Annotated in this window: 21 protein-coding genes and 1 tRNA gene; 13 read left to right on the top strand and 9 right to left on the bottom strand. The window is 70.7% G+C overall.

Annotated features, from left to right (window positions below; translation table 11 throughout):
* Window positions 1–22: 22 nt before the first annotated feature.
* From mtrA to secA, 6 genes are all read left to right on the top strand, one after another.
* Window positions 23–700 carry an MtrAB system response regulator MtrA gene (gene mtrA, locus ASF23_RS11445; RefSeq protein ID WP_055953466.1) on the top strand — a complete coding sequence of 226 codons (678 nt, stop codon included), beginning with the start codon at window positions 23–25 and terminating at the stop codon, window positions 698–700.
* Between the two features lie 45 nt (window positions 701–745).
* On the top strand, window positions 746–2,596 hold the full coding sequence (mtrB, locus tag ASF23_RS11440) for an MtrAB system histidine kinase MtrB (protein ID WP_235510875.1): 1,851 nt from the start codon (window positions 746–748) through the stop codon (window positions 2,594–2,596).
* Window positions 2,593–4,296, top strand: a complete 1,704-nt coding sequence (locus tag ASF23_RS11435) for a GerMN domain-containing protein (RefSeq protein WP_055953463.1) — start codon at window positions 2,593–2,595, stop codon at window positions 4,294–4,296. Before mtrB ends, ASF23_RS11435 begins: the two co-directional genes overlap by 4 nt.
* 203 nt (window positions 4,297–4,499) lie before the next feature.
* Window positions 4,500–5,165, top strand: coding sequence for a ComF family protein (locus tag ASF23_RS11430; RefSeq protein ID WP_055953460.1), 666 nt, complete (start codon window positions 4,500–4,502; stop codon window positions 5,163–5,165).
* 140 nt (window positions 5,166–5,305) lie between these two features.
* Window positions 5,306–6,010, top strand: a complete 705-nt coding sequence (gene hpf, locus ASF23_RS11425) for a ribosome hibernation-promoting factor, HPF/YfiA family (RefSeq protein ID WP_055953457.1) — start codon at window positions 5,306–5,308, stop codon at window positions 6,008–6,010.
* Window positions 6,011–6,223: 213 nt separating this feature from the next.
* On the top strand, window positions 6,224–9,025 hold the full coding sequence (gene secA, locus ASF23_RS11420; RefSeq protein WP_055953454.1) for a preprotein translocase subunit SecA: 2,802 nt from the start codon (window positions 6,224–6,226) through the stop codon (window positions 9,023–9,025).
* A 186-nt stretch (window positions 9,026–9,211) separates the two neighbouring features.
* Here secA and ASF23_RS18845 read toward each other — a convergent pair whose 3' ends face one another.
* The gene (locus tag ASF23_RS18845) at window positions 9,212–9,934 is read right to left on the bottom strand and encodes an Rv3235 family protein (RefSeq protein ID WP_235510874.1); all 723 of its coding nucleotides are present in this window, start codon (window positions 9,932–9,934) and stop codon (window positions 9,212–9,214) included.
* A gap of 185 nt (window positions 9,935–10,119) precedes the next feature.
* Here ASF23_RS18845 and ASF23_RS11410 point away from each other — a divergent pair, with 185 nt between their 5' ends.
* A complete protein-coding gene (locus tag ASF23_RS11410) occupies window positions 10,120–11,610 on the top strand; it encodes a sensor histidine kinase (protein WP_055953451.1) in 1,491 nt (496 codons plus the stop codon).
* 248 nt (window positions 11,611–11,858) lie between these two features.
* Here ASF23_RS11410 and ASF23_RS11405 read toward each other — a convergent pair whose 3' ends face one another.
* Window positions 11,859–12,107: a WhiB family transcriptional regulator gene (locus ASF23_RS11405; protein WP_055953448.1), complete on the bottom strand. Its 249-nt coding sequence runs from the start codon at window positions 12,105–12,107 to the stop codon at window positions 11,859–11,861.
* A 404-nt stretch (window positions 12,108–12,511) separates the two neighbouring features.
* Here ASF23_RS11405 and ASF23_RS11400 point away from each other — a divergent pair, with 404 nt between their 5' ends.
* Window positions 12,512–12,883 carry a hypothetical protein gene (locus ASF23_RS11400; protein WP_055953446.1) on the top strand — a complete coding sequence of 124 codons (372 nt, stop codon included), beginning with the start codon at window positions 12,512–12,514 and terminating at the stop codon, window positions 12,881–12,883.
* A gap of 89 nt (window positions 12,884–12,972) precedes the next feature.
* Here the strand turns inward: ASF23_RS11400 and bcp are convergent, their stop codons facing one another.
* Window positions 12,973–13,443 (bottom strand): thioredoxin-dependent thiol peroxidase, encoded by a 471-nt coding sequence (bcp, locus tag ASF23_RS11395; RefSeq protein ID WP_055953443.1) that lies wholly within the window; start codon window positions 13,441–13,443, stop codon window positions 12,973–12,975.
* 132 nt (window positions 13,444–13,575) lie between these two features.
* Here bcp and ASF23_RS11390 point away from each other — a divergent pair.
* A tRNA-Lys gene (locus ASF23_RS11390) sits at window positions 13,576–13,651 on the top strand.
* Between the two features lie 338 nt (window positions 13,652–13,989).
* A complete protein-coding gene (locus ASF23_RS11385) occupies window positions 13,990–15,219 on the top strand; it encodes a toxic anion resistance protein (RefSeq protein ID WP_055953440.1) in 1,230 nt (409 codons plus the stop codon).
* A 43-nt stretch (window positions 15,220–15,262) separates the two neighbouring features.
* Here the strand turns inward: ASF23_RS11385 and ASF23_RS11380 are convergent, their stop codons facing one another.
* From ASF23_RS11380 to ASF23_RS11365, 4 genes are all read right to left on the bottom strand, one after another.
* Window positions 15,263–16,114 carry a hypothetical protein gene (locus tag ASF23_RS11380; RefSeq protein ID WP_055953437.1) on the bottom strand — a complete coding sequence of 284 codons (852 nt, stop codon included), beginning with the start codon at window positions 16,112–16,114 and terminating at the stop codon, window positions 15,263–15,265.
* Window positions 16,111–16,929, bottom strand: coding sequence for a heavy metal-binding domain-containing protein (locus tag ASF23_RS11375; protein ID WP_055953434.1), 819 nt, complete (start codon window positions 16,927–16,929; stop codon window positions 16,111–16,113). The genes ASF23_RS11380 and ASF23_RS11375 overlap by 4 nt, the downstream gene beginning before the upstream one ends.
* Before the next feature lie 73 nt (window positions 16,930–17,002).
* Window positions 17,003–18,061: a heavy metal-binding domain-containing protein gene (locus ASF23_RS11370; RefSeq protein WP_235510889.1), complete on the bottom strand. Its 1,059-nt coding sequence runs from the start codon at window positions 18,059–18,061 to the stop codon at window positions 17,003–17,005.
* 93 nt (window positions 18,062–18,154) lie between these two features.
* The gene (locus tag ASF23_RS11365; RefSeq protein ID WP_055953428.1) at window positions 18,155–18,691 is read right to left on the bottom strand and encodes a hypothetical protein; all 537 of its coding nucleotides are present in this window, start codon (window positions 18,689–18,691) and stop codon (window positions 18,155–18,157) included.
* A gap of 271 nt (window positions 18,692–18,962) precedes the next feature.
* Here ASF23_RS11365 and ASF23_RS11360 point away from each other — a divergent pair, with 271 nt between their 5' ends.
* Complete coding sequence (locus ASF23_RS11360; protein ID WP_235510873.1) at window positions 18,963–20,132, top strand: PQQ-dependent sugar dehydrogenase; 1,170 nt, start codon at window positions 18,963–18,965, stop codon at window positions 20,130–20,132.
* Between the two features lie 336 nt (window positions 20,133–20,468).
* On the opposite strand, the gene ASF23_RS11355 is transcribed toward ASF23_RS11360, so the two are convergent.
* Window positions 20,469–21,614, bottom strand: coding sequence for an acyltransferase family protein (locus ASF23_RS11355; RefSeq protein WP_162236757.1), 1,146 nt, complete (start codon window positions 21,612–21,614; stop codon window positions 20,469–20,471).
* Window positions 21,615–21,893: 279 nt separating this feature from the next.
* Window positions 21,894–23,435 (bottom strand): arabinosylfuranosidase ArfA, encoded by a 1,542-nt coding sequence (gene arfA, locus ASF23_RS11345; RefSeq protein ID WP_055953421.1) that lies wholly within the window; start codon window positions 23,433–23,435, stop codon window positions 21,894–21,896.
* Between the two features lie 391 nt (window positions 23,436–23,826).
* On the opposite strand from arfA, the gene ASF23_RS11340 reads away from it, so the two are divergent.
* Entirely contained in the window at window positions 23,827–25,161 is a 1,335-nt protein-coding gene (locus ASF23_RS11340) for an extracellular solute-binding protein (protein WP_055953418.1), read from the top strand.
* A gap of 52 nt (window positions 25,162–25,213) precedes the next feature.
* Entirely contained in the window at window positions 25,214–26,173 is a 960-nt protein-coding gene (locus tag ASF23_RS11335; RefSeq protein WP_082474078.1) for a carbohydrate ABC transporter permease, read from the top strand.
* Window position 26,174 lies beyond the last annotated feature (1 nt).

The raw sequence follows: 26,174 nt of genomic DNA, 5'->3' as shown, positions 1-26,174 counted from the left end.
ATCGACCCCGCCGGAGAAGGACATGAACCCGCGCATCCTCGTCGTCGACGACGATCCCGCCCTCAGCGAGATGATCGGCATCGTCCTGCGATCCGAGGGGTTCGAGCTCGACTTCAGTGCGGACGGCACCGACGCCCTCGAGGCGTTCCAGACCACCCGTCCCGACCTCGTCCTCCTCGACGTGATGCTCCCGGGGATCGACGGCATCGAGGTCTGCCGCCGGATCCGTGCGGAGAGCGGCACGCCGATCATCATGCTGACCGCCCGCGGCGACACCTCAGACGTCGTCGTCGGACTCGAGTCCGGCGCCGACGACTACGTGGTCAAGCCCTTCAACCCGAAGGAGCTCGTCGCCCGGATCCGCACGCGCCTCAGGCCCGTGGCGAGCGATGCCGCCGTGCTGACCGTCGGCGACGTCACGGTCGACGTCCCGGGGCACGAGGTCCGTCGCGGTGACGCCCCGATCTCGCTCACCCCGCTCGAGTTCGACCTGCTCCGGGCGCTCGCCGAGAAGCCGAACCAGGTGTTCACCCGCGAGATGCTGCTCGAGCAGGTGTGGGGCTACCACTACAAGGCGGACACGCGCCTGGTGAACGTGCACGTGCAGCGGCTCCGCGCCAAGATCGAGCACGACCCGGACAACCCCCGCATCGTGACGACCGTCCGCGGCGTCGGGTACCGGGCGGGCGCCGGGGCCTAGCCCGTCATGTCCACGGCTCCGGGCGGTCCGGCGAGGCGCGGCCCGGTGACCACGGTCCGCGACGTCCGCCGCCGTGTGTCCGGCTGGTTGCGCAGCGGGCTCCGCGCGCTGGCGTTCCTCTGGCGACGCTCCCTGATGTTCCGCGCGGTGGCGATCACCGTGCTCACGACGGGACTCGCGGTGACCGTGATCGGCACGGCCATCATGCTGAGCATCTCGAACAACGTCTACAACCAGCGGCGCGACCAGATCGAGGCGGAGTCCGAGCGCGCGACGATCCTCGCCCAGAACATCTTCGACGCGGCGACGGCTGCCGAGGACAACAACCAGGTGGAGCTGGAGACGCTGCAGAACGAGGCGCAGCGCTCCATCCTGTCGACCACCACGAGCCCGGGCGGCACGGACATCGCGATCCTCAGGACCCCCGGGCAGAACACGACGCAGTCGCTGCAGAACATCGCGAGCCAGGACTTCCCGGACGCCGTGATCAGCTCCTCCCTGCGGAAGACGGTCGCGAAGAACGCCGGGCAGCTCAGCCTGCAGCCGGTGTCCCTCGACGACCGGGGGCGCGTCAACCCGGGGCTCGCCGTCGGGTCGACCCTGCAGATCCCGAGCGCGGGGCAGTACGAGCTGTACCTCGTCTACGACCTCAGCGACGCCCAGAAGACCCTCGACTTCGTGTCGCAGACCCTCTCGATCGGCGGCGTGGCACTGGTGGTGCTCATCGGACTCGTCACGAGCCTCGTCGTGCGGCTCGTCGTCGTCCCGGTCCGCGTCGCCGCTGCGACGAGCCGCAAGATCGCGGCCGGCCGGCTCGAGGAGCGCATCCCGGTCCGGGGCGAGGACGACATCGCGATCCTCGCGACGAGCTTCAACGGCATGGCCGACGTCATGAGCCGGCAGATCACACAGCTCGCGGAGCTCTCCCGGGTGCAGCAGCGGTTCGTGTCCGACGTCTCGCACGAACTGCGGACCCCCCTCACCACCATCCGGCTGGCCGGCGACGTCATCTTCGACGCACGACACTCCTTCGAGCCCGCGATCGGTCGGTCCGCCGAGCTCCTGCACGCCCAGGTCGAGCGCTTCGAGCTGCTCCTCGCCGACCTCCTCGAGATCTCCCGCTACGACGCCCAGGCGGTCCAGCTCGAGACGGAGCCGGTGGTGCTGGCGGCCCTCGCCACGGACATCGTCGACGAGTTCCGTCCCCTGGCCGAGTCCGCGGGGGTCGAGCTCCAGCTCGCGACCCCCGGCGGGCACGTCGCCACGGACGTCGACGGGCGACGCATCCGCCGGGTCCTCCGGAACCTCGTCGGGAACGCGATCGAGCACGGCGAGGCGCGTCCGGTGCAGGTCGTGGTCGACAGCGACCGCGAGACCGTCGCGATCGCGGTCCGCGACTCCGGTGTGGGCATGCCGCCGCAGGACGCCGACCGGGTCTTCGACCGCTTCTGGAGGGCCGACCCGTCCAGGCAGCGCACGATCGGCGGCACGGGGCTCGGCTTGGCGATCAGCCTCGAGGACGCCCATCTCCACGGTGGGCGGATCGACGTGTGGTCGCAGCGCGGCGAGGGGTCGGTCTTCGTGCTGACGCTGCCGCGGCGGCGCGGTGCCGGCGAGCTGACCGGCTCGGCGATCCCGCTCCCGCCGAGCGACGAGCCGTACGACGGCCCGCGCCACGACCACGACGACAGTACGAGCACGAGCACGAGCACGAGCACGCCGACAGGGACGACCACGAGCCCGGAGCCGAGCTGGCACGGCGCCGCCCCCAGCACCAGCACCAGCACCAGCGCCGCCGCACGCACGAGCACCAGCACCAGCACCAGCGCCAGCACCGGCACCCGGGCCAGCACCGGCACCGGCCCGGGCACCCGCCGGACGGAGGACGACCGATGACACGCACCACGGGCCTCCCGTCCGGCTCCCGCCTCCGCCGCGGCGCGGCCGCGCTGCTCGCCGGTCTCGCCCTCGTCGCCCTGACCGCGTGCGCGGCCATTCCCACCACCGGTCCGGTGCAGCGCGGCAGCAAGGTGCAGGACGACACGCAGTCCGGCCTCGACTACCGCCCAGACGGGCCGGTCAAGGGCAGTGACCAGGAGACGATCCTGCAGGACTTCATCCGGGCGGCGACCGGGCCCCAGGACAACTACGCCATCGCCCGGGAGTTCCTGAGCGACGGGTTCGCGCAGAAGTGGAACCCGCGGCAGAGCGTCACCATCCGGCAGAGTGGCGGTGGCATCACGCGGACGACCGAACGGCGGCTGAGCTACACGCTGACGGCGAGCGCGACGGTCGACGCAGCGGGCGAGTACACCCAGGCGGTCCGGCCGACGAGCTCGACCCTGACGTTCCAGTTCACGAAGCAGTCGGGGCAGTGGCGGATCAGCTACGCACCGGACGGCATCATCCTGAACCCGGCGAACTTCGAGTCGGTGTTCCAGGCGCACGCGCTCTACTTCTACGACCCCACCTACAAGTACCTGGTACCCGATGAGCGATGGTTCCTGGCGCGCTCCTCCACGAGCACCCGGATCGCGAGCGCGCTGCTGGCCGGCCCGAGCGACTGGCTGAAGGGGGCGGTCGTGTCGGCCTTCCCGGAGGGCACGCAGCTCTCGTTGAACGCCGTGACGGTGGACAACGGATCGGCGCAGGTGGACCTGACGAGCGACGCCCTGAAGGCCAGCACGCTCGAGAAGGTGCGGATGCGCGAGCAGCTCACCTCGAGCCTGTCCACCGTCGCGTCGATCTCGTCGGTGAGCATCACCGTCGAGGGGACCGGTCTCAGCGTGCCGGATTCGAGCGGCACGAGCGCCGAACGCGATCCGGACGTCGACCCTCGACCGCTCGTGTACGGCGACCGCGGCGTCGGGAACGCGACGGCGTCCTCGCTCAGCGCGCTGCCGAGCATCGGCGACAAGATCGCCGCCCTCGCCCCGACGTCGTTCGAGGTCTCCACGAGCGGCTCCGAGGCGGCGGTCGGCAACCGCGACGGGGTGTTCGGCGTGCGGTCCGGGTCGGCGGCGCCACTGCGACTCGACGCCCGGACGGGCCTCGTCGCCCCGTCGATCGACGACCAGGGTTTCGTCTGGTCCGGGCAGGCGTCGGATCCGCGGTCGATCACCGCGTTCGGCGCCGGTGGCGACACGCACACGGTGGCGTCCACCCTGCCGCCCGGTCAGCTCGTCTCGTTCGAGGTGTCGCGTGACTCGGCGCGCGCGCTCGCACTCATCGAGACCGACTCGGGAGCGGCGCTGTACGTCATGGCGATCATCCGCGACGCGCAGAAGGCACCGACGTCCTTCGGCACACCGATCCGGGTCCAGGCGGCGACCGGGGACCCCGTGGACGCCACGTGGGCGAGTGACCTCGAGGTCGCGACGCTCGGGGAGACCTCGACGGGATCGAGCGTGACCACGTCGACGATCGGAGGGCAGTCGGAGACCCTCAGTCGGCCGAGTGGTGACGGCACGGACATCGTCGGCGGGAGTGCCGGCGCGCTGCTCCTGCGCGTGTCGGACGGGCGGGTGCTCTCCGAGAGCGGCGGCGGGTGGGACGACACGGGCGTGACCGCGAAGGTGCTCGGGACGCAGCGCTGACGGTCGCGGGCGGGCGGGCGGGCGGGTGGCGCGGCGCGCGGCGCTGTTGCGTGGCGCGTGGCTCGGTTGCGTGGCGCAGGGCTCGGCTGCGTCCGGTGGGCCGGGCGCGGCCCGTCCTCCCCACCCGGTACGGACGGGAGGATCGTCCACAGTCCGTCTCCGATCACCGCACCGCAGACGGCCGGTCGGGCAGGGTCGTGGCCATGGAGACGATCACCACGACACCCTGGCGAGACGCCGCGGCAGAGGCCCTCGGCATCCTGCTCCCCGTCGAGTGCGCCGGGTGCGGAGCCGACGACCGCGCGGTGTGTGCCGGGTGCCGCGCGGAGCTCGCCGCGACACCGCCGTGCACCAGGCTCGTCGCCGGGGTCCGACTCGACGCGGCGTTCGAGTACACCGGCATCGCCAGGACCCTGGTCCTCGCGGTCAAGGTGCACGGCCGCCTCGACGTCGCCAGGACCCTCGGTGCACCCACCGTCCGCGTGCTCCGACGAGCGTGTCGGTCTGCACCGGGAGCCGTCGTGCTCCGTGTTCCCTCATCGGCAGCCGGACAGCGTCGGCGTGGGTTCGACCCGGTCGTCCTGCTCCTCGGTCGCGGCGGGGTGCGGGTCCCCGGCCGGCTCCGTCGGGTCCGGGCGCGCGGCCGGGACGCGCCGGGTGCCGCGGGGTCGCAGAAGTCCCGGACCGCGATCGAGCGGGTCGCGGCGACGGTGGGGTCGCTCCGGGCCGTCGGGGTCGGCGGGCGCCCCGTGGTCCTCGTCGACGACGTCGTGACGACCGGCGTGACGATGGCCGAGAGCATCCGTGCCGTCCGTGCCGCCGGTGGCACGGTGGTCCGCTGCGTCGCGACGGCGAGCGTGGAACCGTGAGCGCCCTGTGGAAGCGTTCCGCGTTCCGTGCAACACGCCGGGATCGGGTGCCGACCACCGGGCGCGGGTCTACGGTGTCCCGAAAGGCGTTGCGAGTTCGCCGGATGGAGGCGACACGCCGAGTCTGGATGGGAGCCGCCATGGACACCACGATCACGGGCAGGAACGTCGGGATCACCGATCGTTTCCGCGCCTACGCCGAGGAGAAGTCCGCCAAGATCGACGCGCTCGCCGACCGAGCCCTCGCGTTCGAGGTGCGGGTCAGTCGACACCACGAGAAGAGCTCGGGGGCGAACGGCGACGACCGCGTCGAGCTCACCCTCATCGGCCCCGGGCCGCTCGTCCGCGCGGAGTCGACCGCATCCGACAAGTACGCCGCGTTCGACCTGGCCTACGCCAGGATCATGGAGCGCCTCCGCAGGGCGAAGGACCGCAAGAAGGTGCACCGGGGCCGGCACCGTCCGACCTCGGTCTCGCAGGCGGCGGGGGAGTCCTTCGCCAGCATGGGTGTCGTCCCCGCGGACGGCGGGCTGATCGAGAACGTCGCCACGGGTGCCCTCGCGACCATCGAGGAGCCGATCGACGAGGCCGAGCTCGAGGAGGCGTACTGCCCGGTCGTCATCCGCAAGAAGGTGTTCGCGTCGACGCCGATGACGGTCGACGACGCGCTCTACTACATGGAGCTCGTCGGGCACGACTTCTACCTCTTCATCGACGAGGAGACCGAGCGACCGAGTGTCGTCTACCGGCGGAAGGGCTGGGACTACGGCGTCATCGGCCTCGACGACCAGGCGTCCGAGCAGCAGGAGCAGCGCACGGCCGAGCGGGCCGGTCTGGTCACCTGAGGTCGCTGCGTCCGACGGTCCGTGCCTCGCGCGGACCGTCGATCCGTCCCCGGTCGGAGTCGCTCCGACCGGGGACGTCGCGGCGGGTCTGCCCCCTCTCTCAGCCTGGTCGTCCGACGGGTTGCTAGCATTGACCGCTGATCGAACGCATGCGTCCGCCCGTCGGGTGGGTCCAGCGGTCCGCGTGTCGAACTGTCTTGAAGGAGTCGCAGAGTGACGAACGTGCTGGAGAAGGTCCTCCGCTTCGGTGAAGGAAAGACCCTCCGCCGCCTCAAGGCCTACGCCGAGGCGATCAACGACCTCGAGGACGACTTCGCGAGTCTGTCCGACGACGAGCTCCGCGAAGAGACCACCGAACTCCGCGAGCGGTACGCCAACGGGGAGTCGCTCGACGACCTGCTCCCGGAGTCGTTCGCGGCCGTGCGCGAAGCCGCCAAGCGGACGCTCGGCATGCGGCACTTCGACGTCCAGCTGATGGGCGGCGCGGCCCTGCACCTCGGGAACATCGCCGAGATGAAGACCGGTGAGGGCAAGACCCTCGTCGCCACGACGGCCGCGTACCTCAATGCGATCGCGTCGCGCGGTGTGCACATCATCACGGTCAACGACTTCCTCGCGAGCTACCAGTCCGAGCTCATGGGCCGTGTGTTCCGCGCCCTCGGCATGACGACCGGGTGCATCCTCGCCGGACAGACCCCGGCGGAGCGTCGCGAGCAGTACGCCGCCGACGTCACCTACGGCACGAACAACGAGTTCGGCTTCGACTACCTCCGCGACAACATGGCGTGGCAGGCCTCGGAGATGGTCCAGCGCGGCCACTTCTTCGCCGTGGTCGACGAGGTCGACTCGATCCTCATCGATGAGGCGCGGACGCCGCTCATCATCTCCGGCCCGGCATCGGGGGAGGCGAACCGCTGGTTCACCGAGTTCGCGTCCCTCGCCACGCGTCTGACCGCGGGCGAGGACTACGAGGTCGACGAGAAGAAGCGCACCGTCGGCGTGCTCGAGCCCGGCATCGAGAAGGTCGAGGACTACCTCGGCATCGACAACCTGTACGAGGCGGCGAACACCCCGCTCATCTCGTTCCTGAACAACTCGATCAAGGCTGCGTCGCTGTTCAAGCGCGACAAGGACTACGTCGTCATGAACGGCGAGGTGCTCATCGTCGACGAGCACACCGGCCGCATCCTGATGGGGCGTCGCTACAACGAGGGCATCCACCAGGCGATCGAGGCCAAGGAGGGTGTCGAGGTCAAGGCCGAGAACCAGACCCTCGCCACGATCACCCTGCAGAACTACTTCCGCCTCTACAAGAAGCTCTCCGGCATGACCGGTACGGCCGAGACCGAGGCCGCCGAGTTCATGTCGACCTACAAGCTCGGCGTCGTCCCCATCCCGACGAACCAGCCGGTCAAGCGGCTCGACCAGACCGACCTCGTCTACAAGAACGAGCAGGCCAAGTTCGAGCAGGTCGCCGAGGACATCGAGGCGCGCCACGAGAAGGGCCAGCCGGTCCTGGTGGGGACGACCTCCGTCGAGAAGTCCGAGTACCTCTCCAAGCTCCTCGCCAAGCGCGGTGTGAAGCACGAGGTCCTGAACGCCAAGAACCACGCCCGCGAAGCCGCGATCGTCGCCCAGGCGGGTCGACTCGGTGCGGTCACGGTCGCCACGAACATGGCCGGTCGTGGAACAGACATCATGCTCGGCGGCAACGCCGAGTTCATCGCGGTCGCCGAGATGCACGCCAAGGGACTCTCGCCGGCCGAGACCCCCGACGAGTACGAGGCCGAGTGGGACGGTGTGTTCGACCGCGTCAAGGAGGAGCTCAAGGCCGAGGCCGACGAGGTCCGCGAGGCCGGCGGGCTGTACGTCCTCGGCACCGAGCGGCACGAGTCCCGCCGCATCGACAACCAGCTCCGTGGTCGTTCCGGCCGTCAGGGTGACCCGGGCGAGAGCCGGTTCTACCTGTCGCTCACCGACGACCTGATGCGCCTGTTCAACTCCGGTGCCGCCGAGAGCCTCATGGGCCGCTCGAACGTCCCGGACGACCTCGCCATCGAGAACAAGCTGGTCGGCCGTGCGATCCGGTCCGCGCAGTCGCAGGTCGAGTCGCGCAACGCGGAGATCCGCAAGAACGTCCTGAAGTACGACGACGTCCTGAACCGCCAGCGCGAGGCGATCTACAGCGACCGGCGTCACATCCTCGAGGGTGACGACCTGCAGGACCGGTCGCAGGCGTTCCTGTCGAGCGTCGTCGACGAGATCATCGACACGCACACGTCCGAGGGGTCGCCGGACGACTGGAATCTCGACGCCATGTGGACCGAACTCGGCACGATCTACCCGATCTCGATCAGCATCGACGAGGTCATCACCGAGGCCGGCTCGCGGGGCAAGACCTCGCGGGAGTTCCTCGGCCGCGAGATCCTCTCCGACGCGAAGGTCGCCTACGACGCTCGAGAAGAGACCCTCGGCGACGAGGCGATGCGCGAACTCGAGCGTCGTGTCGTCCTCTCGGTGATCGACCGCCGCTGGCGCGACCACCTCTACGAGATGGACTACCTGAAGGACGGCATCGGCCTCCGCGCGATGGCCCAGCGCGACCCGCTGGTCGAGTACCAGCGCGAGGGCTACGCGCTGTTCCAGAGCATGATGGGCCAGATCCGCGAGGAGTCCGTCGGGTTCCTGTTCAACCTCGAGGTGCAGGTGCAGTCCGACGGCGAGACCTCGACCATCGAGGCCCGCGGTCTTGGTGACGAGGGCGAGAACAACGGGCTGGAGTACTCGGCACCGTCGATCGACGGCGAGGTCGAGGTGCGCGACGAGCGTGGACGTCTCGAGCAGGCTGCCACTGCCCTGGCGCAGAAGCAGCAGGCCGAGCAGGAAGCAGCCCAGGTCGCGGCCGGACCCGAGAAGGGCTCCTCCTTCGGGAACAAGGCGACGGCGTCCGGGCAGAAGGGCTCGTTCGGGCAGGGCGATGCACCGACCAACCGGGCGGATCGTCGCAAGAAGTAACCGTCACGGCGATCGCCGTGCCGAGAAGTGCCCATGTGTCGCCCGGAGTCATCCGGGTCGACACATGGGCACTTCTCATTGGTCATCCGTCCGGCCGCGCTGGGCCGGCGGTCCGGTCGTGCCGCGCTGGGTCGGGGGCCCGGCTGCGCTCGGCCGTGGATCCGGCCGCGCTGAGCAGGGGACGCCTCACAACACGCTGATCGCCGTCGCCCGCCATCGGCCGTCGAGCCCCTCGAGCCGGATCGCGACCGCGCGGGTCCGTGCCTTGGCGTGCACGATGACCGTCGCCTCGGCGATCCCGCTCGCCGGTTCACTGACGAGCACCGAGCCGATCCGGAACACCGGCCGCGTGGCCGCTCGACGCTGCACGGCCCGCGCACGTGCGGCGATCGACACACGCGCCTGCAGGTTGCGATGGACCTCGTCGCTCAACCAGCGGCCGATCTGGTCGAGCTCCCGGGCACCGGCGAGGACCTCGACGACACAGCGGGCCAGGTCCTTCGCAACCTGACGGGGATCCGGCAGGTCGGTCCTCGGCGTCGACTGCACCGCGAAGACGTCCTCCACGATGGCGAGCGTCTGCCGCGGACCCGCGCCCGCGTGCCGGACACCGGTGTCCGCCTGCCGGGGACCGATGCCCGTCTGCCGGGAGCCGGCGATCTGCCGGGTCGTGGTGCCCGTCCGCCGGGGTGGGGCCGACCGGAGGTGCTGCACCGTCCCTCCAGTCCGGATGCGGTCGCCCACCGGACCGTCACCGCGACGATCAACGCCCCCGTCGGGTTCGGAGGCGCCGCCCGTGCCTTCGGCCCAGGCGACCACCGGGTCCGGACCGACATCCTGGTCGGCCTCGGTGTCGGTGTCGTCCCCGCACGGTCGATCGTCCGCACGCAGTGTCGCCCCGTGGTTCATGTGCCCCTCCGCATCGTCGGCGTGGCGGCCCCGCGGCCGCGACCCCCGATGGTATTGAGCAGAGGAATATGACATTTAATTCGCTGACGGCCTGTGGACAGGTCGTTCCAGAGACGGATGAGCGTGACCGCGGGCGTTCCGTCACGCGCGCCGGACGACCATCCGGCGCGACCTAGACTTGACGGGTGTCGACCCTCAGTGACCTCGTTCTGGCCCAAGGCCGATCGTCCGACGCCGACGTCGAGTGGATGCACCTGCTCGTCGGCGACTGGCAGCTCCTCGCCGATCTGTCGTTCGCGGACATCGTGCTCTGGGTCCCCTCGGCGGACGGCACGTTCATCGCGGTCGCACACGCACGCCCGTCGAGTGCGGCGACGCTGTTCTACCGCGACATCGTCGGGCACACCGCCCGACCGGAGTGGGACGACCAGATCCGCCAGGCGTTCGACCGCGGCGAGGTCGTCGACTCCGCCGAGCCCGACTGGTACGAGGACACCCCGACCCGCGTCCGCGCGATCCCGGTGCTCCGTCGGCTGTCCGCACAGAGCGCGAAGACGACCGACGCGCCGATCGCGGTCGTCACGCGACACTCCAACGTGGACGAGCAGCGCACACCGAGCCGCCAGGAACTCATCTTCAACACGAGCGCGAACGACCTGTTCGGCATGATCGCCTCGGGGGACTTCCCGGACATCGGGGCGCCGTCAGGTCCTCGTCGTGGCGCGCCGCGGGCGTCCGACGGGCTGCTGCGCCTCGACGTCGACGGCACCGTCACGTTCGCGAGTCCGAACGGGCTCAGCGCGTTCAACCGCATGGGGTTCGACGGCGAGCTCGAGCGGCAGTCCCTGGCCGAGGTCACGACCACGCTCCTCGGCGGACAGCTCGTGGTCGACGAGTCGCTGCCCCTCGTCGTCACCGGGCGTGCACCGTGGCGCACCGACATCGAGGCGAAGGGCGTCACCGTGACGCTCCGCTCGATCCCGCTCCGCGACCACGGCAACCGCATCGGCGCGATCGTGCTCGTCCGCGACGTCTCTGAGATGCGTCACCAGGAGCGCGAGCTCATCACCAAGGACGCGACGATCCGCGAGATCCACCACCGCGTGAAGAACAACCTGCAGACGGTGGCGTCGCTCCTCCGCATCCAGGCGCGTCGCACGCACTCCGAGGAGGCCCGCGAGGCCCTCAACCAGGCGCAGCGACGTGTCGCCGCCATCGCGGTGGTCCACGACACGCTCTCGACGGGTCTCGCGCAGATCGTGGACTTCGACGACGTGTTCGACCGGGTGCTGATGCTCGTGACCGAGGTCGCCGCGAGCCACAACACCACGGTGCGGCCGAAGAAGACCGGGCAGTTCGGGACCCTCCCGAGCGAGGCGGCGACCCCCCTCGCGCTCGGACTCACGGAGCTCGTCACGAACGCGGTGGAGCACGGACTCGACGGACGTGACGGCGAGGTCGAGATCGTCGCGGACCGCTACGACGACCACCTCGAGGTGAAGGTCCGCGACGACGGGGTCGGTCTGCCCGAGGGCAAGGTCGGGTCGGGGCTCGGGACGCAGATCGTCCGGACGCTCATCCAGGGCGAACTCGGCGGCACGATCGACTGGCACACGATGGTCGGGAGCGGCACCGAGGTCACGATCGGCATCCCGTTCCGGTGGGAGCAGGGGTAGCCCGGCCGCCGCCGTCGGCCGGGCTCCGGCCGCGTCTGCGTCTGCGTGTCCGGCCGCGTCTGCGTGTTCTGAACACGCGCGTCCGTGCGGAACACGCGGATACCGGTGTTCGGCCTGGAGGCCCGTGTTCAGAACACACACCGGTCCGGCGCGGCACGCGGCCGGCGGGCACGCGAACGGCGCCCGATCCCAGCGGGGGACCGGACGCCGTCGCGGTGGTGCAGTGGCCGCCGGGAGGGCGGTCGGCGCTAGGAGGCGCGGCGGGCGCGGGCGGCGCGGCGCTTGAGCGCCCGACGCTCGTCCTCGCTGAGCCCACCCCAGACGCCCGAGTCCTGCGAGTTCTCGAGGGCGTACTGGAGGCACATCTCGGTCACGGTGCATCGAGCGCACACGGACTTCGCCTTGTCGATCTGGTCGACCGCGGGGCCGGTGTTGCCGACCGGGAAGAAGAGCTCGGGGTCTGCGGTGAGGCAAGCTGCCTTGTCGCGCCAGTCCATGTAGTGATGCTCCTTTTGCAATCGCGAATCGCACGGCTGGACGCCGCGGTGGGGTGATTCTCAGCATGCTGACGCCCGAGCGGGGCACCAGCGGGGGATTCTCGTTCCTCGGTGCCACCGTGGGGATGGCATGATCGGGAGCGGGAAAAGCTCGAGAGAGTCTGAAGCCCGAGCATGCCCAGCATGAGGGCGGTCGCGAAACAAGATGTTCACGCGATCGTTACCCGGGAGACGCCCACTTCATCGTGGCGTCCGAACGACCTCCAACATCGTTCCATACTGGTATGGCCAAATCAAGGGTTGCGAGCTGGAGGATGCCTGTGTCGGACGCACCACGTCCTGGATCGGACCGTCGGGAACCACGTCCGCCGAGCCCGAGCCCGAGCCCGCGCCGTTCGCGAGCGGTGCTCGTCCTGACCGTCGTCGTCGCGCTCGAGTTCCTCGCGGTGGCCGCGATCACGGTCGTGCTGCTCGTCGACCTGCTCGTCGCCCCTCCAGCCGTGCTCGTGAACGGCCTCGCGCTCATCGTCCTCGCGGCGATCGCGGCCCTGTGGCTCGGCGCGATGGTCGTGGGGCTCCTCCGCGGGCGGCCCTGGGTCCGGAGCGGGATCATCGTCTGGCAGATCCTGCAGATCGCGATCGCCGTCGGGGCCTTCCAGGGCGTCTTCCGTGAACCGGCGATCGGCTGGGCGCTCCTCGCGCCGGCGCTCGTGGCGCTCGCGCTCGTGTTCTCGAAGTCCGTCACGACGCTGCTCGCCCGCCCCGACGCGCACTGAAGAGTCCGCGGACATCGTCGGCACCGCACTGGAGGCCCGGTGCCGGTCCCAGGGACCGGCACCGGGCCTCCAGTGCGTGTCGCCGGCCGTCAGGCCACGCCGAGCTTCTTCCGGAGCGACGCGACGTGTCCTGTGGCCTTGACGTTGTACAGGGGGAGCTGCACGACGCCCTCTTCGTCGACGACGATCGTGGAGCGGATCGTGCCCGTGACGACCTTGCCGTAGTTGTTCTTCTCACCGTAGGCGCCGTACTCCTGGTGCACCACGAGGTCGGGGTCGCTGAGGAGCGGGAAGGTCAGCGCCTGCTCCTGGTGGAACCGCTCGATCGCCGGCAGGGTGTCCTTCGACACACCGAGCACGGTGTAGCCGGCGGCCTGCAGCGAGGACATGTTGTCGCGGAAGTCGCAGGCCTCGGTGGTGCAGCCCGGGGTCGACGCGGCGGGGTAGAAGTACACGATCACCTTCTGGCCACGGAAGTCGTGCAGGCTCGTGGCGACGCCCTGCTCGTTCGGCAGGGTGAAGTCAGGGGCGACGGTGCCAGCGGTGAGGCGGTCGGTCATGGAGGGCGCTCCTCGGCTCTCGGGACGGTCTCCGGGGGTGACCCGTCGAACCGCTCGTGGTGGTGCCCGTGGTCGTGGGCGGGCTCGATCCCATGCTATTGTTGTTCTCCGTTGCGGGTCGCCCGCAGCGATGCACCTCTAGCTCAATTGGCAGAGCAACTGACTCTTAATCAGTGGGTTCTCGGTTCAAGTCCGAGGGGGTGCACCACCCATCATCGAAACGCCCTCCGCTCAGCGGGGGGCTTTTTCGTGCGTCCGGGGCGCCGCGCGGGCCGACCGGTTCGGGACAGGCGGCGGGCCGACCGGTTCGGGACAGGAGGCAGGGTTCGTTCCTGGGGCGGGTGTCTCGAACCGGTGTGCCCGCACAGCCCCGCACAGCCCCGCACCCGCCCCGCAGCACCGCACCCGCCCCCGCACCAACCCCCGCCCACCCCCGCAGCAGAACCCCGTCCACCATGTGAAGCCCCTCAGCCGCGCCACCGGCCGCGGCCCGACGCTCTAGGGTGACGAGAGGCCCCGACGCCCGGAGCCGTGGGGAGGCGCACCGTGTCCGAGCTTGACCTCGGGGGAGCGTCCGACGACGTCCTCCAGCCGCCGACCGGCACGGAACTCCGACTCCAGCCCCCGGAGCCCGTGCACGAGGTCCCCGAGGAGCGGGCCGCGGGCATGGTCCCGGTCCCCGCGGAACGTCGGTCCCAGCTGCAGGCCACGGCGCAGGTGTTCGCGGACGCCCTCGCCGCCGAGCAGCCGGGGAGCCCCGAGTTCACCCGCCGCGTGGGCGACATCGTCCGGATGGGCCAGCAGGACGTGGAGCGCTCGGCCCAGACCTCGAGTCGGCTCCTCGACCGTCCGAGCACCTCGCTCGCGGCCACCCGTGGGCGTGGTGACGCTGCCGCCCCGCAGGCCCAGGTCGCGAAGACGCTCCAGGACCTGCGCGAGACGGTTTCGGACCTCGACCCCGGCAAGGCCGATCTGACCGGTGCCCGGAAACTCCTCGGGATGATCCCCGGCGCCTCCCACATCACGCGGTACTTCCACCGGTTCGAGACGTCGCAGCAGCAGCTCGACGCGATCATCGGCGCGCTGGTGTCCGGGCAGGACTCCCTCCGCAGGGACAACGCCGCGATCGACGAGGAGCGCGCCGCCCTCTGGACGACCATGGGCAAGCTCGCCGAGTACGAGACGCTGGCCAGGGCACTCGACGGCGCCGTCGAGGGCAAGGCCGCCGAGCTCCGACCGACGGACCCCCGCGCGGCGGACGGACTGGTGTCCGACGCCCTGTTCCCCATCCGACAGCGGCGGCAGGACCTGCTCACCCAGATCGCGGTGTCCGTGCAGGGCTACCTGGCACTCGACCTCGTCCGGAAGAACAACGTCGAGCTCATCACGGGCGTCGACCGCGCTCGGACGACGACCGTGGCAGCACTCCGGACGGCCGTCGTCGTGTCCGAGGCGCTCGGGCAGCAGAAGCTCGTCCTGCAGCAGATCAGTGCCCTGAACGAGACGACGGACGCGATGATCGCCCGGACCGGCGACCTCCTCCGCCAGCAGACCGCGACGGTGCACGACCAAGCGGTGTCCTCGGGCGTGAGCGTCGCCACGCTCCAGAAGGCGTTCGACGACGTCCTCGCGACGATCGACGCGGTGGACTCCTACCGCGCGCAGGCGGTCGGCGCGATGGCCGAGACCGTCGACGCGCTCGAGACGCAGGTCACCCGCGCACACGGCGCGCTCGACCGCTCGCACCGTGAGACCGAGCAGCGCGACGCCCGCTAGGACGGAGCAGCGCGACGCCCCGTGGACGGCGCGGTCCGGGACCTCAGTCGCCGAGATCCAGACTGGAGGCCCGGAACCGGTCGTCGAGGAACCGCCCGTTGACGAGGACCTCCGTCGCGTCGCGACCGACCGCGGCGTCGCGCATGCGGACCGCTGCGGCCTCGAGGGCGGCGAGCTGGTCGCGGAGCGCCTCCGCAGGCGTCGACCCGTTCGCCAGACGGTGCGTCGCCGCCCAGTCCGCGGGGAGCGCCGTGAACGCCCGCAGTGTGTCCGGCAGGTAGCTCGTCGCCGTCCTCCGCACGACGATCTCGGGCTCGCCGGACCCTGCGACGCGGGGGAGCGCGTCGACGAGCAGGGCGGTGATGCGGCCGACGGTGGCGCCGTCCTCCGTGGTGAGTCGGGACTGCGCGGTCGCGGTCAGGGCGGCGAGACCTGCGGGGACGTCCGCGTCCGTGACACGGAACGGGTCCGCGGTCCGGACCCCGAGCCTCCCGAGCGATGCGGACACCTCGGCGGCGTCACCCGCGGCGTCGGTGGCGACCGCGGCGACCTCGCCGGCGAACAGGGCGAGCCACTGGCCCACCGGGGGCTGCCGACGTGCGATCGTGACGCCGCCGGAGACGCGCGCCGCCTCGGTGGTGAGCCGACCGTCGTCCTCGGCGAGGGTGAGCGTCTCCTCGACCCCGGTGAGGCGGACGGAGCGCACGGTACCGGGCCTCCCGGCCATCCGGTCCGCGATCGACCGGTGCCGCTCGACGGACAGCACCGTGTCGACGACCGACGCGGGCAGAGCGCGTCCGGCGGCCGTCGCGAGCGTGTCGAGCAGCGTCCGGGGGTCGGCGGTCGCGTCGATCCGGTCGACGGGCGCTGGGCCGGAGCGTGGGGCGTCGCTCATCGATCGGTGAGCGGCAGGACGAGGTTCGGGGTCTGGATGACGTGGTCCGGGCGGAGTGAGCGGACCGCCGTGCCGATCGCGAAGAACTCCGTGGTGTGGCCACCCCAGCGGTGCGGGAGCGAGAGGAGCTGCACGCCGACGATGCCTTCGGCCTCGAGGTGCTCGGCCTCGGTCTGCATCCGCCCCATCGCGAGCTCCCGAGCGTCGTAGAGCGCCTCGGTGTAGGTCGTGATCTCGGTGTTCGTCCCGAACGTCGACATCGACGCCATCATCCCGCGGTGGGCGATGTGGTACACGCAGGTGCCCATCGTGAGTCCGAGCGGCGCGTACCCGGCCTGGATGAGCGTCCAGAAGTCCTGGCCGGAGAGGTCGGACGTGAACGGCAGGCTCCGCGAGTTCCGCCACTTGCCGGTGGGCGGCGGAGCGTCGGCGACGACTGCGGTCCCGATCGCGATGAACTCGGCGAGGTCGTTGCCGTACTCCTTGAACTCGATCTCGAGACGGACGCCGACGATGCCGTCCGCGCCGAGCCGGTCCGCCTCGGCCTCCATCCGGGTCATCGCGAGCTCGCGGGCGTGGTACATCGCCTGGCTGAGCTTGTCGAGCTCCATGTTCTTGCTCCAGCGCCCGTTCTGGATGCCCACGTGGTAGACGCTCGACCCGAGGACGAGTCCGACGGGGCGGAAGCCGGCCTGCCGGACGAGCAGGAACTCGTTGACCGACAGGTCGGACGTGAACAGCCGGTTCCGACCGTCGTCGAGGCGGGCCTGGGCGTCCTTCGGGAGCGGGATGCCGCCGAGGTCGGGTGTGCTCATCGTTCAGTCCTCAGGGGTGTGGGGTGGGAGCGTGCCGCCGGGGCCTGGGCCTGGGCCTCGGCGTGGGCCGGGATCACAGGTGTCTCGTCGCGGATCGGACGCCGGGGTCGGTCAGGGGGATCACCGTCGTGACGTCGCGCCGGGCCTTCGCGGTCTCCGAGGTGTTCCGGAACGCGTGCATCGGCCCCGGGGCGATGACGGTCGCGACGAAGACCGCCTCGGCGTGCAGGTCGACCTCCTCGCCGCAGGGCGTCTCGAACTCGGCGACCGAGTTCCCCGTGACGACGAGGTCCGAGCCGCGGAGCGGAGCTGCTCGACGCGCGAGCTGCGTCCTGGCGTCGTCGCGGGCGGCCTCGAGGAGCTCGGTCAGCCCGTCGATCTCGGTGTTGTCGGCCCACATCGACCGCTGCTGCTTGAGGACCGGGTCCTCGTGCTTGGTCGACACCGACAGCCCGAGTGCCATCCCGCGCGGCACGTACCCGGACTGCAGGAGGACGGTGGTGTGCTCGGCGGAGAAGCCGGCGGTCCACGGGGTGCCGCGTCCTGCGCTCGGGCTGATCGACGTGTCGAGGGAGCGCACGGCCGTCCCGGTCGCGGTGTACTCCCAGATCTGGCCCTCGAGCCGCTCCCGGCGGATGTGCACGTCGACCACGCCGTCGGCGCCGAGCATCGTGGCCTCAGCGGTCATCCGGTCATGCGCCCCGTGCCAGGCGCGGCCGAAGGCCTGGACGTAGGACCCGAACACCGCGTTCCGCCCGCCACCGCCGCCGGTGGTGAGGACCGGGGTCGTCCAGGTGCCGAACGCGCCACCGAGCGGGCCGCGGCCACCACCCGTCCCGAGGAAGCCGCCGCTGAAGACGCCGCCGGTCAGGGCTGCCGTTCCACCGCCGTTCGACACCGCGCCGAAGCCCGTCGTCCCGAACGCGTTGACGCCCCAGAACCCGCAGCCGCCACCGGTCCAGCCGAGCTGCATGACGACGCTGCCGAAGACCTCGCCCACGGGCTGGAGTGCGACGGCGCGGATCGCGGCGGCCCCGGGTGCGGAGAGCAGCGACCCGGCGACACCGCTCGCTCGCTGCCGTGCAGCTCGCGCGTGCGCCGCCGGCGGGAGACCGTCCACCCAGTCCGACATGAGCACCCCCGTACGCTGTTCCGCGCCGGACCGTCCCGGCGCACCTCAGCATTGCACCGCCCGCCCGCCGGGGAGCGCTGGCTGTGGAGAGGTTCAGGCCCGGCGCGGGGAGAGGCGGACGCGGGCCTCGTCGGATGCATCACCCTCGACCACCAGGTCGTACTCGCTGCCGTCACGCTCGATCACCGTGGACGCCACCCACGCGGTCGAGCCTGCGGACCCGGCCGCGTCGACCGTTCCGGACGCACCGGACGTCGCGAGGCCGGGGCGGTCGAGGCGCACGTCGTTCCGCACGGCCTCGACCTCGTCGAGTCGGACGATCCCGTGCTCCACGAGCGCCGCGCCGAGCTTCTTCAAGCCCTCGCGACGACGGATGGCGACGGTGCCGCGGACGATGAACAGCGAGAGCACCGTGAACGCGAGTGCGACGAGGGCCAGGGGCGAGAGCAGGTACCGCTCCAGCGCGTTCGCGGCGGGCAGGCGGACCGCGGTCCCGAGGAGCACGAGGGCGAACACCGTGAACGTCACCCACTGGCGCACGTACACGCTCCGCAACGGCGCGCCGCACAGCAGGTCGTGGACGTCGGTGCCGCCCACGTCCACCTGCACGTCGATGCCGGGGGCGCTCATGCCACCACGCTACGCGACGGACCGCGGCGCCGCCTGCCGGACTGGAGGGACGGGTCGGGTCGGCACCGTCCCACCGGTCCGGCAGGTCCACTGGTCCGCCAGGTCCACCGGTCCGCCAGGTCCACCGGACCGCCAGGCACGGGTCGGGGCCGCGCCGTCCCTCCAGTCCGACGATCAGATGCCGAGCGCCACGGCCGGGCTGTGCGCCGCGTCCAGGTGGCGCGCCGCACACTCTGCGGTGACGCACGGGACACCGACGTACCGTCGGCCCATGGAACGCATGCTCCGGACGACCGCGGTGACGATGCTCGCGGCCGTGTGCCTCGTGCTCACGGCCTGCACCGACGCCTCCAGCGCACGGGACCGGGACGGCGGGGACGCCGGGTCCGACGCCGGCGGGTCCGTCTCGCGGGTGCCGTCGGACCTCGCCGCGGACGAGGTCGCACCGAGCGGGACGGCCACGGACGTCGTCACGGGCCTCGACGCGCCGTGGTCCGTCGTCGTGGTCGGTTCGGGTTCCGGCTCCGACGGATCGGTGCTCGTCAGCGAGCGGGACTCCGCGGACGTCCTCGAGCTGCGGGACGGCGCCACCCGGACGGTCGGGCGGATCGACGGGGTGCAGCACGGCGGCGAGGGCGGGCTCCTCGGCCTCGCGGTCGACGACACCGACCCGGACGCGCCTCGGCTCTACACGTACTCGACCACCGCGGACGGCAACCGGATCGAGCGGTACGCACTCCGCGGCGACCCGGGGTCGTACACGCTCGGTGCCCGGACGACGATCCTCGACGGGCTGCCGGCGAACAGCTTCCACAACGGCGGGCGGATCGCGCTCGGCCCCGACGGCATGCTCTACGCGAGTGTCGGGGACGCCGGGGACGGTGACGACGCGCAGGACCGTTCCTCGCTCGCGGGCAAGATCCTCCGGATGACCCCGGACGGCGACGTGCCCGCCGACAACCCGTTCGACGACTCGCTCGTGTGGAGCCTCGGGCACCGCAACGTGCAGGGCCTCGGATGGGCCGCCGACGGCACGATGTTCGCGTCCGAGTTCGGACAGGACACCTGGGACGAGCTGAACGTGATCGAGCCCGGGGCGGACTACGGCTGGCCCGAGGTCGAGGGGAAGGGCGGCGGCTCGGGGTTCGTCGACCCGGTGCAGCAGTGGCGGACGGACGACGCGAGCCCGAGCGGACTCGCGGTGGTCGGCGACACGGTGTTCGTCGCGAACCTGCAGGGCCGCGTGGTGCGGGGGATCCCGGTCGCGGACCCGTCCGGGGCGCACGAGTACTTCGCGGGGGAGTACGGGCGGATCCGCACGGTGCTCGCGGGGCCGGGCGGGGACCTCTGGTTCGTCACGAACAACACCGACGGGCGCGGCGACCCGGCCGCGGGTGACGACCGCATCGTCAGCGTGGGGTTGCGCTCGTCCGAGGGGTGAGGTGCTGGCGGCGCGGTGTGCGGGTCTGTCGTTCTGCGTGGGGAACGACAGACGGGCCCGAAACATCGCGCCGATCTGTCGCTCTTCCCGCAAACGGCTGTCGCTCCGGCCGCTCCGGCAGCTCCGGCCGCTCCGGCAGCTCCGGCAGCGAGCGCGCGGAACTGTCGCTTTGGCCGGAATCCGACTGAGTAGCCACGAAGATCGCGCACGTCGGTCGCTTTGCCCGCAAACCGACCGTCCGCAACCGCCGCCGTAACCGCCGCCGCAAACCGACCGTCCGTAACCGCCGCCGCAAACCGACCGTCCGCAACCGCCGCAACCGCCGCCGCGACGCCGCTACTCGGCCGCGCCCACCCCGGCGATCGGCTCCTGCACCGGGTCCGGCGCCGCGGGGTCGCCCGGCCGCTTCCCACCCCGCTGCTGCTTCCGCGAGAGCACGAACAGCCAGTCGAGGCGCGGCTCGACGAGCGGCCGGAACACCGTCTTGACGAACGGCAGCCCGAGGAGCACCGCGATCCCGACGGACAGCAGCACGACCGCGACGAGCACCCACACCGAGTGGTGGCCGTCGAGGAGCCCGGACTCCCGGAGCGGGTAGAGCAGGAAGCTGTGCAGCAGGTACACGTAGAGGGTCCGCTGTCCGAACGCGGTGAGCGCGGTCTGTCGCCGGGGCATGAGCACGAGGAACGCGGCGCTGAGCAGCAGTGCGACGGCGATCGTGGCGATGCGGATCGCCCCGGCCCACCAGGCGTCGTACCCGAAGCTCGTGTACGACTCGTCGTAGAGCAGGAACCGGCGGAGCAGGACGTCCCGCCACACGTCGATGAACACTCCGAGGAGCACGGCGACGACGACGAACACCGCGACCGCCGCCAGCCGGATCCGGAGGACGTCCCGGGGTCCGAGGTCCATCCATCGGTCCGCGACCTTCCACTGCTTGAGGCGCCACCCGATCACGAAGAAGGGCAGCAGTCCGACGACGCGCGCGGCCGCGAACGTGTCGTCGATCGTCGAGACGTACCCGATGCCGATCGAGAGCACGAGGCTGATGGTGATCGGGAAGCGCAGGATCGCCAGGTACGGGAGGGCGATCCGCCAGATGGCGAGGGCGACGAGGAACCAGAGGGTCCACCAGGCACTCGAGTAGTCGAGCTTCAGCTCGCCGTCGAGCCCCCAGTGCACCAGGCTCCAGATGGTCTGGAACACGAGGTAGGGGATGATCACGGTGGTCATCGTCGCCCGGAGCTTCCGGACCCCCTGCTCCGCCCGGGCGAAGTACCCGCTGATGAGCACGAACACCGGGATGTGGAACGCGTAGACGAACAGGTAGAGCGCGTACGACGGGTCCGAGCCGGAGATGAGCTTGAGCGTCGAGTGCCCGATCACGACGAGGATCACCGCGACGAAGCGCGCCGTGTCCCAGAGCGGGACCCGGCGGCGCTGCTGCTGCGCGCGGGGGGCGGCGATCGTGGCGGTCGTCAAGCCGGGGCTCCTCGGGGTCGGGGGATGGTGCCCACACGCTACCGGCCGCACCCGTCGTGCGTCGGCGGGCGGCGCAGGACGGCCACCCGGGCGACGCTGCCGCACCACGCGCGGACGGGAGGGACGGCACCGGGCCGCCCCGTCCCTCCGGTCCGGACCGCGTGCAGACGGGAGGCACGGTGCCAGCTGGCACCGTGCCTCCCGTCCGGACCGCGCTCGCGCTGGTCAGCGTCGTCTCGCTGGTCGGCGTCGTCGCGCTCGTCCGCGTCGTCTCGGCCGTCAGGCCTCGGTGACCTCGACCTCGACGACGGCCCACGACAGCGCCGGGAGCGTGACCTTGAGCTCGCCCTCGTACACGGCCGCTGCGTCGAGCTTCACGAGCCCGACGACGTCCTGCTCGTGCTCGGTGTTCGCGGTGAAGCGGTCACCGGACTCGGGGACGGTGAGGACCTCGGCGCGCGTGATGCGTCCGGCGGTGAACCCGCGGAGGCTCACGGTGACGTCGGCCGACTCGTCGAGACCGCGGTTCGCGAAGAACACCGCGACCCGGCCCCGCTCGGCGTCGTACGTGACGCTCGCGTCGACGAGGTCGGCGTCGCCGTACAGCTTCGACTCGAACTGGTCGCCGGAGGCCACGGTGCGGAGGATCTCACCGCGGGCGAGCTCGGCCGTGCGTGCGAACGGCCAGTAGATCGTCTGGCGCCACGCGGGCCCGTTCGCCTCGCTCCGGATCGGGGCGATGACGTTGACGAGCTGCGCCTGGTTCGCGATCGTGACCCGGTCGCCGTGGCGGAGGAGCGAGTTCAGGTACGTGCCGACCACGACGGCGTCGGTGACGTTGTAGGTGTCCTCGATCAGTCGCGGGTGCTCCTGCCACTGCGCCTTCTCGGTGATCACGTGCAGCTGGTCCTCGGCGTCGCCGCGCTGCTGGTACCAGACGTTCCACTCGTCGAAGGAGAGGTTGATCTGCTTCTTCGTCTGGCGCTTCGCCTTGACCGCGTCGACGGTGGAGATGACCGACTCGATGAAGTAGTCCATGTCGTTCGCGCTCGCCAGGAACGACTTGGCGTCGTCGTCGTGCTCCTGGTAGTAGGCGTGCAGCGAGATGTAGTCGACCTCGTCGTACGCGTGCGACAGGACGTCGTACTCCCACTCGCCGAAGGTCGGCATGTGCGCGCTCGAGGACCCGACCGCGATGAGCTCGATCGACGGGTCGACGAGCTTCATGGCCTTGCCGGCCTCCTGCGCGATCCGGCCGTACTCGTCGGCGGTCTTGTGGCCGATCTGCCACGGACCGTCGAGCTCGTTGCCGAGGTTCCAGACCTTGATGCCGAACGGGTCCTCGGCGCCGTTCGCGCGGCGCTTGTCGCTCCACGCGGTGCCACCGGGGTGGTTCGCGTACTCGACGATGGCGCGGGCCTCCTCGACGCCGGCCGTACCGAGGTTGATCGCCTCCTGGATCTCGACGTTCGCCTGCTTCGCCCAGCCGGCGAACTCGTGCAGCCCGAACGCGTTGGTCTCGATGGTGTGCCAGGCGCCGTCGATGCGTCGCGGGCGGTCCTCCACCGGGCCGATGCCGTCCTCCCACATGTACCCGGAGACGAAGTTGCCGCCCGGGTAGCGGACGATCGACACGCCCATGTCGCGGGTCAGCGCGAGGACGTCCTGGCGGTAGCCGTTCTCGTCGGCCTCGGGGTGGCCCGGCTCGTAGATGCCGGTGTAGACGCAGCGGCCCATGTGCTCCACGAAGGAGCCGAACAGGCGGCGCGGCACCGGTCCGATGGTGAACTCACGATCGACGGTGATGTGGGCGGTGGTCATGGTGCTCCTGCTCGTCGTGCTCGGGGGATGCGGTTGCCCGGGCGGGTCCTCCGCCCGCAGCCTCGCGGGGAACGCTGTCTCGTGGGGCGGCGACGTCCGGTGTCGACGTGCTCCGCCTCGATGGCGCGTGCCGAAATCCTTACATCGTTGTAACGCGTCCGCAAGCGCGGCGCGCCGGGCCGGCCGGTGCTCGGTGCCGGGGTGGCGGGGCGTCTGGTGGCCCGTCGGTGGAGCGCCTTGCGGACATCGGAGGTCACGACATAGTGAGCGTTCACTCGATGAGGTGTTGCGCGGCCATTCCATCGATGTAAAGTCAGCGCAACACATCGCGGTGCCGCCCTCCCTGACGGCTCCGCATCATCAACCTGTCAGATCGACGAGGAGGTCGAACATGGCGAGTTCATTGACGAGACGCGGGTTCCTGGGCGCGGGTGTCGCAGCCGCGGGAACCGTGGCACTCGCGGGGTGCGCGAGCAGCCCGATCGGTGCCGGGCTCGTGGGCAGCCAGCTCAACCCCGACCAGCTCATCTTCTGGAACCTGTTCGGCGGCGGTGACGGCAGCCGGATGCAGACCATGGAGGCCGGCTACGCGAAGGCGCACGGCGGGAACTCCTCGCTGCAGGCGACGGTGTTCGCCTGGGGCAACCCGTACTACTCCAAGCTGACCATCGCGACCGTCGGGAACAAGCCGCCGGACGTCGCGGTGGCGCACCTGACCCGAGCGAAGCCGCTGTACGACGGCAACGTCCTCGAGCCGATCACGGACGCCGACCTGGCATCCGTCGGACTCTCCGCGGGGTCGTTCAATCCGAAGTCCTGGGCCGCCCAGAAGACCGACGGCAACAACATCGCCATCCCGCTCGACACGCACCCCCTCGTGATGTTCTACAACGAGGACGTCATCAAGAAGGCCGGGCTGCTCGACAGCGACGGCAAGCTCAAGGACCTCACCGGGCTCGACACCTTCGAGGCCGCGCTCGCCGCGATCAGCAAGGTCACCGGCGGGACCGCCATCACGGTCGGCAACGTGAGCGAGAACGCCACCCCGTGGCGCGTGTTCACGACCTTCTACCACCAGATCAACGGGGTGACGCCGTTCATCTCGGACAACGGCTCGAAGCTGACCGTCGACGAGGACGCCTTCATGAAGGTCACCGAGCGGATCCAGACCTGGGTGAAGAACGGCTGGCTCAACAAGGGCCTCGACTACGCCGGCGCGCAGACGCAGATGTTCACCGGCAAGGCCGGGTTCTACCTCGAGGGGGAGTGGGAGATCACCACCGCCCAGTCCGTCAAGGGGCTGAAGTTCGGCATGGTGCCGATCCCGAACATCTACGACAAGCCCGCAGCGCAGGCCGACTCCCACACGTTCGTGCTCCCGCGGAAGGACCGCAGCCCCGAGCAGCGCAAGCAGGCGATGGGCTTCATCAAGTCGATGCTCGACCAGAGCTTCACGTGGGCGCAGGGCGGACACGTCCCGGCGTACCTGCCGACGCTCGACTCGAAGAAGTACGAGCAGCTCGAGCCCCAGGCCGACTACGCCTCGGCCGCCAAGTACGCGGTGTACGACGATCCGGCGTGGTACGGCGGGTCCGGCTCGACGTTCGAGAACACCGTCGGCGCGCAGCTCGGCCTCGTGCAGCAGCTCGCGGCGAGTCCCGCGCAGGCGCTCTCCGCGATCAAGGACCAGCTCGCGGTCTACCTCAACACCCCGAGCCCCCTCTGATCCCCGTGTACGACCCCCACTCGCTCATCCCCCACACCGGAGGTACAACGTCGTGACCGCCGCACCAGCCCTCGCCCGCCGCCCGGCGGCGGCCCGCCCGAAGGACCTGTCCTCGCAGCGCCGATCGCCGCTCCGGCGGGGTGACTCCCGCCCAGCGTGGCTGTTCCTCCTGCCGTTCGGGCTCTTCTACCTCGCGTTCCTCATCGGTCCGACGATCTGGATGCTCATCTCGAGCTTCTTCAACACGTCGACGGTGCGCACCGGGCTCGGCTCCTTCGCCGGGTTCGCGAACTACTCCGAGATGCTCACCCGCGCGGACTTCTGGAGCGCGATGTGGCACACGCTGCAGTTCACGCTCTACACGACCCCGCCGCTCGTGATCCTGGCGTTCGCGCTGGCGATCCTCACGAACCGGATCCGCCGCGGACAGTGGTTCTTCCGCCTGGCGTTCTTCCTGCCGTACATCCTGCCGTCGGCGACGATCTCCCTCATCTGGATCTTCATCTTCACGCCGGGGTCCGGCCTCTGGGCGTCGGCGCAGAGCCTGTTCGGGATCACCCCCGGTGCCGGTGTGCTCGCCAGCCCGAACACCGCGATGATCGGCATCGCCATCGCGACGGTGTGGTGGACCCTCGGGTTCAACTTCGTGCTCTACCTCGCGGGTCTCCAGGAGATCCCGCGGGAGCTGTACGAGGCCGCAGCGGTCGACGGTGCCTCCACCTGGGACCAGATCCGCTACATCACCCTGCCGCTCCTCAGCCGGACCACGACGCTCGTGATCCTGCTGCAAATCATCGCGAGCCTGAAGATCTTCGACCAGGTCTACCTGATGACCGCCGGTGGCCCCGGCATCTCCACGCAGGTCGCCCTCGGCCTCGTGACGAACACCGGGTTCACCGACAACCGCCTCGGTGCGGCGTCGGCGGCGTCGGTGCTCCTGTTCATCGTCATCCTGATCATCGCGATCATCCGTCAGCTCGTCGAGCGCGCCGCAGCGCGGAAGGAGGCCTGAT

It is taken from the genome of Curtobacterium sp. Leaf261, from assembly GCF_001422205.1.
In the GTDB taxonomy this organism is placed as follows: Bacteria; Actinomycetota; Actinomycetes; order Actinomycetales; family Microbacteriaceae; genus Curtobacterium.
Note: the sequence above shows the minus strand (reverse complement) of the source record. Positions and strands in the feature narration are given on the sequence as shown.